The following is an 11,552-nucleotide window of genomic DNA, read 5'->3' as shown; positions in this document are numbered from 1 at the left end:
CACTTAAGTGCGCGGCTGCCGGACTACATGGTGCCGAGTGCGTTCGTGCGACTGGCGGCGCTTCCGCTCACGGTGAACGGCAAGCTCGATCGGAACGCGCTGCCGGCGCCGGCCGATCAGGCCTATGCGCTGGCGGCCTACCAGGCGCCGCAAGGTGCGGTCGAGACGGTGCTGGCACGGATCTGGGCCGAACTCCTGGGTGTCGAGCGCATCGGGCGCAACGACCACTTCTTCGAACTGGGCGGCCACTCGCTCTTGGCCGTGCAGATGCTCAGTCGAGCATTACATCTTGGGCTGAGTTTTAGCGCCACCGACCTCTTCCGAGCCCCTGTTCTGAAAGAGCTTGCATCGAAGATCCGTTTGCAGGTGCAGCCCAGTAACACGGCGGTGATTCCCGTTCGACCGACCGGATCGCAGCCACCTCTCTTCTTTGTCCCCACAGGTTTTGGGGATTGTTCGTATGTCCTCGGTTTGGCAGCGGAAATGGATGCAGATTGCCCGGTCTACGCTCTGCCATGGCCCCCTTTCGATGACGTTCGTCCACCGACACTTGAGGCGATGGCCGCGGAGGTGATCCTTGCGATTAAACAGATCCAGCCACGTGGCCCATACCGCTTTGCTGGATACTCATCAGGTGCAATCCTGGCTTATGCAATTGCCGAGCAATTACTGAGTGTTGATGAAGTTGTGTCATTCATGGCGTTCATTGATGTTAGTCTAGCTGCGGCTTCTTCAAACGGATCACTGAAGAATTTGGCGCGAGAATTTGTCTTGGATCGTTGTGGAATCTTGCGCGATGAATATCACGAGGTTTTGGAACGCGACACCGAACAATGTTCCATCTCTGAGTTGCTTGAAAAGGCGCAGCAAATAGGAGCGTTAGCTCCAGGTCACGATCTTCATAGTGACGTTTCGATGTATCAGAGGGCCGCGACATTTCACCGCTCGCTACAGTCTTATCGCATTCCGTCGCTCCCGATTGAAATCCACCAGTTTTATGCCAGTGAGCCTCTCATCAGTTGGTTAGCACCCGACAAACAACCTGATCGCGCGTTGCCAAAGCAGGGCTGGGACCGGATCATGAAATCTGGTGCTATCCATGCCGTACCGGTTCCAGGCAACCACGCGACAATGGTGAGCCATCCAGAAAATCGCCGAGTTCTGGCTCGAGCCATTTCAACAGCCTTGATCGGGAGTGTTGAATAGATCCAAAGAACTTTCTCAGAAGGGAGCGAAGTCATCGCGTGCTGGACGGCAACAAAATTGGTCGTGCACGACTCCCTGACAACGGGCTGGAGGACGTTCGCATCTTGATCGAGGTCTTCAAGGAGCGTGTCAGTTTCGCTAATCATCCCCATAATCGTTGGCCGGAGCAGGGCGAGCTTCGAATAAGGGCGGCAGCCAAGCGAGCGCGGGGAAATACGAGGCCGCGCGCCAGCTCCTCGAACAAATAGATCGAGCTCGAGATACCGAAGCCGCCAGGATGCACGCACTCAATCTGCATTCCTTGTCCGAGGAAGATCCCGATAATGGCAAGCCGCTCTTGGATGATGCGATCCGAGAATTTACCGAGCTTTTGGACAAAACAGACGGCGCCAAGCGACTGAGCAATCTGATCGCGCTTTGTGAAGCTGAGCTTGATAAAGCGAGTTTGTTGACGGTGAGGAACCCTCGACGGTGCTGCTGCACGGCGGATCGCCCAACGGCGTCGAGCTGATCGCAGCCAAGTGGGCCGACAACCGTAAGGTGCCGCAGATTGCCTTCAGGCCCGACTGGACGAAGCATGCGAAGGCCGCCCCGTTCGAACGCAACGATGCGATGCCGGAGACACTTCCTATCGGCGTTCTGTACTTCCCCGGCACCGGCATTCAGGACGACCTAGCCGACAAGGCCAAGAAGCTCGGCGTCCCGATCTGGACATTCGGCGGCGCGTGAGCGCTGCCGCAAATTCTAATCACCAGGAGCTTTCCGGCTCGCTCGATGCCGCTGATCGTGCGACCAGCCGCGGCCCACGTGTGTTCGCCTCAGCAGTGTGCGGCTCGCGCTGGCTGGCATTCATTCTTTGCAAGCAAGCTGAGCTCTGCTCGATTCCGAGTGCTTCACCATCATTATCCACGACGTCGGCGTCGCTGTTTGGCGCCGACATCGATGCTTACGAGCAGGCCTGGATGGCTCGAGATATAGTCTCGAGCTGGCCAAGATCAAGTCTTTGAATCGAACTTGTAAGAAGCCTGAAAGAATGTACCCCAGCGCTCCATGCTGTACTTCGCAAATGAGGGCGAGTGCTCGATGCAGCCGTTGCCGCAGTGCATGGACTCGGCGTCCCTTTTGGTCCACATGGCCCAATAGCGACCACCAACGCCGACGCTGATGTTATCCGTGATGAAGTAGGACAGCACGCCTTCAAGCTGGACGCCGCCACCACCACTGCCGCGTTGTTCCGTGAAGGTAGTGGCGGGACGCAAGAGGTGATAGTCTCGACCGATGAAATCGGTCCAGGGCAGGTAAGCGACATCAGCGTTCAGGCGCCAGCGCTCGGTCAGCATGGTTTCGGCGCTCAGGCCGATTCGAGGCGCATTCCATTGCGTATCCTCGCTGCCAACAATCCTGTTGTCACCCGGCTTCAGACATCGATGCCGTGGATTGGCGAACTCAATGCAACCGGTCGAGTCCGAGCTCTGCCCGTAATAGGTCCAGCCTAGAAATCCACCGACCTTGTAGTTCGTGCCGCGCAGGACATCGTAACCGACGTCGGCCGTGTAATATGTGAACTTTCCGTTTGACTCATCTGAAATGGTGTTCTGGTAGGACCGTCCCTTGTGGGGCAACCAGTCTTCATCATTTGACTTCCCTTTGTTGAAGCCCCCGATACCAAGGTCGCTCTTCAGGAACACTCCCCAGGGGCTATCAACACGGCCGAATAACTCCCCGGAGAATCCGTCCTGTCGATGATAGGTGAGCCTCGATATCAGCAAGCCGGGATCTTGCTCTCTGCCCGCTGCGCTGTGATCCCACTGGAATCTTCCCCGGCTGAGCCAGAGCCGCGAGCCGCCTTCGAACGACCAACCGCTCGCGTAAGGAATGGGCTGCACGCTCGCGGGTACCTTCGTGTACAGCGTAGCATTAGACCATTGTGCGGCCTTTGGGTCGGCGTCGAAATGGTAGTTAAGGCCAATCTTTCCGATGTGATAGTTGCTGGACAGGCTGGTTGTGTTCGCTGGCAGAATTGCAAGTGGTGGCAGTTGTACTGTCGGAGCCGTTGCCACACTCGGTCCGCCAAAATGCAGATAGTCATACTCGACGTTCACGGACCACGCAGGCGTAATCGCTTGCTCGATGCCCAGCCCGATAACGCTACCGACACGACCATAGTCGAAATGGGTTTTCTCCTGGGGCAGGTGGAGGAATTCATAGTTGTTGACCACATCGCCCCTGTTGTTTTGCCAGGCTACACCTCCCTTGATATACGCCAGCGTGAGGCCGAGTGCGCCAAAGGCGTAACCAATTCGGCCAGTCCCGGTGGCGAAGAGGTTGGGACCTGCGATGCAGTTTGCGCTCACAACCAGGCCCGAATGAGCGAGGCAGGTATTCGTGCCTTCGGAAATAACACCGCTGGCATCCAGTTCGACGCCAAACACCCAGCTGCTGTTCTGCCAATTGTAGCCGATCTGGCCACCCGCGAGAAACGCCGGGCTTTCCACGGCACCGCCATAAATCGAGGGACCGTAGGGATTGCTGAAGGAAGTTCGGCCGTATCCACCGCCGACATGTCCGCCGATATAGACACCCGACCAGTTCCATACGACCAGCGGCAGCTTCGGTTCTGGCTCAAGGCGCGCGTTGGCCGCACCGCTGGCCATGACCGCAATCGTGGCACCCAACAGAAGAACTCTCGACTTCATCAAAGACCCTGCCCTTTCCCGGTCCACACCGGCTTCTTAAGATATCGCCAACGGTGAATCGTCGCGGCGAGAACTGACACTCGCGACAATGCGTGCCAGATCCGCTCCGAAAACAACGCACTGCGATCGGTGATGATGCCCGAATGAAGCAATGCATGTGCCAAACTGATTTCGTCTGCTTTGCAGGTTTTCGGAAGACTTTGTTGCGTCTACTTGCCGACTGTCGTCTCAAATCTGACAATCTGAGCTTCCGACAGTCTCTCCATAGCGCGACATTTGCGAGGGCAGATCCAATACGCAGCGTTTATCATTGCGTGGAATAGTTGCGAAAGCGCCGCCAAACGGAAAACAATCAGGGCTTGGAGTGAGTGGCGATTGTGACCCGGATGCTCAAAAGCAACACATGCGATGGAGTGGCAGCGAAGATCACAAAGGGTCAAATGCCGATTGCACGAGCCTTTTGAGCGTAAGCTCAGCGCAAATGACAAAAATCGCGCAACTGAATTTGTGACGATCCGGACGCTGCGTTTCTTGCGATAGTGTCGCGACGAGGAAGGTGAAGGCTTCAGCCTGATCTGGTCCCGTCCCAGCCGTCGCAACGGCGACTGACCCGATCCGCTTTGCCTCGCCCGGCTGGTCCGGGCGGGGCATTACCTTGCGCAGGAGCCGGCCGCGATCTTGAGGCTGCGTCGCACCCCGACCATGCGAGCTTCGCAGGACGGACGCACCGATTCCCTCAAGGAGCTTTAGTCGCAAGTCACCGAGGGCGCATCGTTGTGCTTGAGGTGTCGCTTTCGGACATTGTAACTCACCAGCCAGATCACGCCGACCGCAATAGGCACGAAGGCTGCGGTCAGGAACGAGGGCTCTACTCGCAGTCCGACATCATGCGCGCCCTTGGCAAGATAGCTAAACAGGCTGACCACATAATATCCTATCGCCGCGACCGACAATCCTTCGACCGTGCACTGCAGCCGAAGTTGGTGTCTCGCGCGCTCGTTGATAGCATGCAATAGGTCACGATTCTGTCGTTCGATTTCGACGTCGACCCGGGTTCGCAACAGATCGGCGGCACGCGCGAGCTTGACCGACAGAGTCGCCTGACGATCCTCAACAGTTGCGCAGGTTCGCATCGCCGGCGCCATGCGGCGTGCCAGAAAAGACGACCAGGTTGGGTAGCCCGAGACATCGTTGCCTTCAATGATGGATAGTCGCGATTGGACCAGCTCGTTATAGGCCCTGCTGGCGCCGAAGCGAAACAGGCTGCCGGTCGCGCCTCTCTCGAAGGATGCGGCCAGCGCCGTCAGCTCGGCAAGCAGATGGTTGTTGAACTGCAGACCCTCACCGCTTTGCATTTTCTCGAGCGCCTCAACAAGACGGCGGTCGATGCGATCAACAGATGGTGCAAGCTCAAGAGCCGCCGACAGGCCAAGGAGCGCCAATGGACGGTAGGTCTCGATTTCCAGGAGCCGTTGCACCAGCGCTCCGAGATCGTGCGACGTCAACCCGAGGTCGCAGACCAGGATTTTCGTGAAACCTTTTTCATCTACGCGGAAGTCTGAGGCGGCAACGCCTGCGCCGCTCTTTGTGGCAACCATGGCCAGGCTGTTCTTGTCAAAAATCTGTTCGGCCCGCATGGTCGGCGAGGCGTCCTGCTCCACTTCTAGCCTGATCGCGACCAGCAGCTGTCCGGTCTGACGCAACGCGCGGATGAGCGATCGGACGGTACCGTCAACTTTGTCAAATTGGTCTGCGGCAGAACAATTTGCGTTAGTCCAGATCCAGGTGAATGTTGTAAATTCCGAATGCTGCTCCCAGCGTAGCGTAGCGGGCCCGATGACAATCTGATGAAGTTTCGCCGATTGCTCAGGCGGCGTAAGATTGCGCTCGAGGCAAAAATCGATAAAACGGCAGCGATCGCTTGTGGCCGCCTCGCCCTGTGCAAGAAAGGCGAAGTGGATCACGCTGAAGGGCGAAACAAGGCGCGTGAAGGGGCGCGCGTGCACTTCGCCGAGCACAGCGTCGCGTTGCGGATGGGGCGTGAAGGTTCGTAGATCCAGTTCATCGATCATGTATTGACGCCTCGCTTCAGGGTGAGCAGGCAACCGTCAGCCTTGACGCGGGGGCAATGGCGGTGCTGGGAAACGGTTGCGCGCGGCTAGGTTGCCGATCGAGTCATGTCGACGATCACTACCGAGGCCGCTTGAACTCGGGAAAGAGGTTTTGCCGGAGGAAGGTCAGGCCAGGCAGATTGAGATGAAGCCGCCTCATCCAACTTTCGAATGACGCCATCAACGTATGGTCCGGTGTCTATGGCGAAATGCCGCATTGTGGCTCAATAGGTGTAGCGGTGCGCCAGCAAGCCGTTCCGCGACCTGGGCGATGGCACGCGGCACCGTTGGACGAAGCCAGATTTACGTGGACATCGTTGTCTGTCTTAGGATCCCACCGACATCGCCCGCCACCGGAGGGGGGCGCGTGCAAGTGGGCAACCGCATTGTCGATTGACGGATCGAGGCCCAAACCCGACTCCCATCTTGTTGCCGGCGCCAAACTCCCTGGCGCCGAGCGCCGGTGCAGGATTTAGGCCAGCAACAGAAGGGGCACTCTCGAGTCTTTTTTACGCAATGTGGCTTCCGTAGACAGTCGGAGGCGGGTTTCAGACATGAGCGCGCTTGTATACTGACAGAATGCCGACGTGGCACAGGCCACAGGGAAGGATCTGTTTTCGGCAAGCTGATCGCTCGCCCGGCCGCTGCCATTGTTTGAGCGGCCACGCTTTGGTTGGATTTGTCGATGCAGAGCCATGCGAGTGACCGCGCCCGGACCCCCGGGCAAGGCTCCGCGATGGTCGGATAACGTCACCTCGAGTAAGGTTGACTAGATCACGCAGCTGGAGCGCTCTCCTCGCCTTTGAAGCGTCACTCAGAGCAGCGCAAGCGTTCCGGCTCGACCGGTTGTCGCAGTGAGGCAGATACGTGCGTTGTGAGCAGGTTACGCAGCCAATCGTGGAATCGTGCTCTCGGTCAATAACAGAATCGGGTGTTGCGAGTCCACGCAACCACCGGTTCTTACGATTTCGGCACAGGCTCAAGCCTGCGCCACTCCCTTGATCGGCGTCACCTTCTTGGAATCTAGCCAGTAGTGGATCCGATCGGCCCAATGCTGCATCAGCTTAGTGCGCGTGCCGATTAGCGCGAGCGGTCCGTGCCTCTTGTACAGACCTGGAGGTGACGCCTGTAGAAGCCTTAGCTCCATCGAGGCGATCGGCGGCATCTGTTTCGATACGAGGGCAACGGTTTTCGAAGTCGATAGGGCGTCGGCGATCCCGGTACACGCGGCTGGACAGCAAACTAATCGAAGTACCAGTTTTTGGTGCAGGAGCCGCTTGGCGCGATGGCGAGCACTGACAGTCTCAAAGCCTTCCGGATCCGCGGTACCGTCTGCAGCCCCCCGCGAATGGGTCCCATCGTCATCGACCAGAATAGGTGTTCCTGGTCCACGGGCTTCGAATCGTTCGAGTCCGATCTAAATCGTCGCTCGCCTCTGTCCTGTCTGCCGGGTTACAGGGATTACCAAGTTTCCGTTCGGCGGCTCACAAGATCACATCAGTTTTCCGGCGGTGCGAAGTGCGCAATTCAAATTCCGACAGCGGCACAAAGCCCGTCGGGTTCAAAGCACTGGCCGCCGTGCCGTTGAGCTATTCATGCGCAATCAGGCACTTAATGCGCGCAGACGATGCTGGCACGGACGTTGCTACTAAGGTGCCGCAGTACTGAAAGTGCTGAGCGCACGATACGCAAGACCGGCGATGCTCCCCTTCCTTGAATCGATGTGGCCCGCTTGGTCCGCACCATGTGTGGCGGCGCTGTCCGATCTGGTACAGCTGCAAGAGAAATACAGAGATAGCGGAGTTGAGGTCCTCGGAATAGCAGCTCGTGAGCGCGCTCAAACAGCGGAAGAGGCCCGAAGCAAGTTGGACGCATCGTTGACCAAAAGGGTGCCGAATCTCAACTATCGGATCGAGTTCAACTACACACGCGAAATGGACAAGCTTTGGATGGATTCCAGCTTTTCTGTCGGAATTCCCACCTCGTTCCTAGTCGGCCGTGATGGCCGCATCGCCTTTATAGGTTCCCCGACGCAACTCAATGACGTTCTGCCGAAGATTCTGATGGGCCGCTGGCGCATCAGCGATGAAGCGAAAGCCGCCGATGCAGAGCGGATCGCCGAGGGCGAACGCACAATGCCGATCTCCGCTAAACTGACAGCGGCGATGGCGCAGGATTGGGCGAAGGCGCTTTCGGTGGTCGAGGAAGCCGTCGCTGTTCTGCCGGATGACGTGAACTTCCGCGTGCTGCATGCGGATCTGTTGCTCCACAAAATGCACGACGTGCAGGCCGGCCTGCCGGTGATGATGCGCCAATTGGTTCGTGAGGCGATCGACAAAAAATCCGCGCTGTGGATGGCCGGGGCGATGCGCCAACTCTTTGATTCGGCGAATGACAGCTCTTATTTGCCGCAGGCCGAGCGCTTCGCGATGGGCAATGAGTTATCCAAACACATTCTGGCAGTGAATCCTCCGCAACACGACGAGGCCCCTAAGTTCCTGTCCTATCCGGCGCTCGCTCAGTACTGTTATGAGAGCGGCGACAGGGATCGCGCGATCGAGGTGACGCTGAGGTCGCTGGACGGCCCCGCACCTATCTCGGACAAACCGAAACAGCAGGTTATGTCGGTATTGGTCCAAACGCTGGCCAACTACAAGGGTCAGAAGGCTTGCCATGGGTCTGTGCGGCTCCGCAACCCGGAGTCCCGCAAAAGTACCAAAGCGCAAGCGCCGGAGGAGAAAAGATGCAAAAGCGAGTGACGCCGATCCCGCCTACCTGGCTCACACAAGCTCGGATCGCGCAAGGCTGGCCGATGTCTCAGATCGATGCTCTCAGCCCGAGGAGCTCGCAAAGCGTGAGGCGCTTCAGCTCAGCGCTTACGCCAAGAGTGGGAGAAATGGCTAGAAGATTTCGGCCGCAGCCCCCAGACTGCGGGCATTTATCGCATCCCTCGGACGACGGGCCAAGCATTGGGCACATCGGGTCTGGATCGAACGGTTTTTACACCGCGTGTGCCACAACCCCCTAGTGCCATGACCAGTCAAGATGACAAACGACCGGCCGCAATCGGCTTGGTTCTCCCGTTTGCGTTGGAGCAGTGGCTGAAGCAGCCGGTCCGTGCCACTATTGTCCTCGTCGGCTTCTTAGGGTCGACGGTCGCCGACCTGTTCATGCCGGTCTATTCCGGCCGTCTAGTGGATGCATTGGCCTCGGTCCCCTCCGACCAAGCGGCGCGGCATGCGGCACTGATTGCGTTCGCTGGTACCCTCGCGCTTGGTCTGCTCTCGATTATATTGCGGTTTACGGGCTTCCAGGCGATCGTGCCGTTCACGCTGAAGACCATGTCAGATGTGGCCCGTGGGGGCTTCATGCGCGTGCAGCGCTTCTCAACCGACTGGCACGCTAACTCGTTCGCCGGCTCGACCGTGCGCAAGATCACCCGCGGCATGTGGGCGCTCGACCTGCTTAACAATACGATCCTGATGGCATTGTTGCCGTCGCTTGCGGTGCTCGTGGGTTCGACGATCCTGCTCGGCCTGCATTGGCCCGAGCTCGGCGCCGTGATCGGCCTCGGCGCAGTGATCTATGTCGCCATCACGACGGCATTCACGATCGGCTACATCGCGCCGGCGGCGCGCGTCTCCAACGCCTGGGACAGCAAGGTCAGCGGCACGCTGGCGGACGCGCTCACCTGCAATACTGTGGCGAAATCCTTCGGTGCTGAGGCGCGTGAGGATGCGCGGCTTGATCGTGTCCTCAGACGCTGGCGGGCAAGGGTGCAGCGCACCTGGCTGCGATCCAACGGCACGGGCACGGTGCAGCTCGTGATGCTCTTGTGCTTTCGTGCTTCGGTGATCGGCGGCGCCATCCTGCTGTGGATGGCGGGGCGGACCTCTCCAGGCGACGTCACTTATGTGTTGACAAGCTATTACATCATCCACGCCTATTTGCGTGACGTCGGGATGCACATCAACAATCTGCAGCGCTCGGTGAACGACATGGAGGAACTGGTTACCATCTATGGCGAGCCGATCGGCATTGTCGATGCTCCCGACGCCAAGCCGATCGACATTCACTGTGGGAGGATCACGTTCGAAGACGTCACCTTCCTCTATGACGGCGATCGCGTGCCGCTCTACGACGGATTGTCGATCAACATCCGCGCCGGCGAGCGGATCGGTCTGGTCGGCCGCTCCGGCTCCGGCAAGACCACGTTCGTCAAGCTGCTTCAGCGGCTCTACGACGTCTCCGGCGGCCGGATCCTGATCGACGGCCAGGACGTTGCGAAAGCCACGCAGCAGTCGCTGCGCAGCCAGATCGCGATCGTGGAGCAAGAGCCGATCCTGTTTCACCGCTCGCTGGCTGAAAACATCGCCTATGGCCGACCCGGCGCCAGCATGGCGGCGATCAAGCAGGCGGCGAGGCTCGCCAATGCACATGACTTCATCATGCGATCGCCGAAGGGCTACGGCACACTTGTGGGTGAGCGCGGCGTAAATCTGTCGGGTGGCGAGCGGCAGCGCGTTGCGCTGGCGCGCGCGTTCCTTGCCGATGCACCAGTGTTGATCCTGGACGAGGCGACGTCGAGCCTGGATTCGGAATCGGAAGCGCTGATCCAAGAGGCGATGGAACGGCTGATGAAGGACCGCACCTCGATCGTAATCGCGCACCGCCTGTCGACGGTGCGCGGCCTCGACCGCATCCTGGTGTTCGATCGCGGCAAGATCGTCGAGCAGGGCGCGCATTCGGCACTGATCGTGCAACCCGGCGGCATCTATCGCAGTCTGTTCGAGCGGCAGGCCGTCGAGTTCGGTCCGCACTCGGCGGAAGGCCAGCCCAAAACATGGCTGGCCGCATCTCCGTAGGCCTAGGTCTCGGCCTCGGACGAGCCAAGAGGCTGATATATCGGGACCATGCGTCCGACGGGCCCGCCATATCGCCCGGCGGATCGCCAGATGCGACGTCTATCTGTATGCGTCCAAAAGTTACATTGACCATCATGGCGAGCCGAAAAGCCTCGGGGAAGCCGATGATCATGTTTTTGTGGACTACATTGGCGATATGATCGAAATCTCCGCATTGAAATGGCTACATGACACCGTCGGCGAGAGACGTGTCGTTTTCCGCAGCACCAGTCCACTTGTCCAATTGGAGGCCGGCAGGCGAGGCTTTGGCATCGGAATGTTTCCTACCTATCTGGCAGACTCTGAGCCCACGCGCAGACGCGTACTTGCGGCTGAGGCCAGGACAAATCGCGAGTTTTGGCTTGCCATTCACGAAGAGTTACGGCATGTCCCAAGGATGGCGGCGATCTTTGATTGCGTAACTGAAATATTCGCAGCAAATAAGGCGTTCTACCGCTAGTGCGACCTTCGTAAAAAGTCTTGGAGCGATGATCGCCGCTTTTGAAATCTTGCGCCAGCCGAAATGAAGGAACGGGTGTCGCGATCGGAATGGGGCGAACTGACGACAAGCCTCCCGCACGCTAGTCTAGGTCTCAAACCAAACGGCTTTGGCAATCAGCGCCGCTTGCAATAGG

The 11,552-nt window shown here is 58.6% G+C and carries 6 protein-coding genes and 1 pseudogene; 5 read left to right on the top strand and 2 right to left on the bottom strand.

What is annotated here, in order from left to right:
* Positions 1–1,206, top strand: a 1,206-nt coding sequence (locus GGD62_RS26480) for a thioesterase domain-containing protein (RefSeq protein ID WP_246800297.1), incomplete at its 5' end; no start/stop codon positions are given.
* A 462-nt stretch (positions 1,207–1,668) separates the two neighbouring features.
* A pseudogene (locus GGD62_RS26475) lies at positions 1,669–1,935 on the top strand (DUF2493 domain-containing protein); the annotation flags it as partial.
* 266 nt (positions 1,936–2,201) lie between these two features.
* On the opposite strand, the gene GGD62_RS26470 reads toward GGD62_RS26475, so the two are convergent.
* Together GGD62_RS26470 and GGD62_RS26465 are read right to left on the bottom strand one after the other, a co-directional pair.
* Positions 2,202–3,902 carry an outer membrane beta-barrel protein gene (locus GGD62_RS26470; protein ID WP_183711055.1) on the bottom strand — a complete coding sequence of 567 codons (1,701 nt, stop codon included), beginning with the start codon at positions 3,900–3,902 and terminating at the stop codon, positions 2,202–2,204.
* A 746-nt stretch (positions 3,903–4,648) separates the two neighbouring features.
* The gene (locus GGD62_RS26465) at positions 4,649–5,974 is read right to left on the bottom strand and encodes a DUF3422 family protein (protein WP_183711053.1); all 1,326 of its coding nucleotides are present in this window, start codon (positions 5,972–5,974) and stop codon (positions 4,649–4,651) included.
* Between the two features lie 1,739 nt (positions 5,975–7,713).
* On the opposite strand from GGD62_RS26465, the gene GGD62_RS26460 reads away from it, so the two are divergent.
* The 3 genes from GGD62_RS26460 (at position 7,714) to GGD62_RS41890 (ending at position 11,377) form a co-directional block, all read left to right on the top strand.
* On the top strand, positions 7,714–8,772 hold the full coding sequence (locus tag GGD62_RS26460) for a TlpA disulfide reductase family protein (protein WP_183711051.1): 1,059 nt from the start codon (positions 7,714–7,716) through the stop codon (positions 8,770–8,772).
* A gap of 273 nt (positions 8,773–9,045) precedes the next feature.
* Entirely contained in the window at positions 9,046–10,878 is a 1,833-nt protein-coding gene (locus GGD62_RS26455; RefSeq protein WP_183711049.1) for an ABC transporter ATP-binding protein, read from the top strand.
* Positions 10,790–11,377 (top strand): LysR substrate-binding domain-containing protein, encoded by a 588-nt coding sequence (locus GGD62_RS41890; RefSeq protein ID WP_183711067.1) that lies wholly within the window; start codon positions 10,790–10,792, stop codon positions 11,375–11,377. Before GGD62_RS26455 ends, GGD62_RS41890 begins: the two co-directional genes overlap by 89 nt.
* Positions 11,378–11,552: the final 175 nt, after the last annotated feature.

The organism is Bradyrhizobium sp. ERR14, from assembly GCF_014198235.1.
Taxonomy (GTDB): domain Bacteria; phylum Pseudomonadota; class Alphaproteobacteria; order Rhizobiales; family Xanthobacteraceae; genus Bradyrhizobium.
This window is presented reverse-complemented; position numbering and strand designations above follow the sequence as displayed.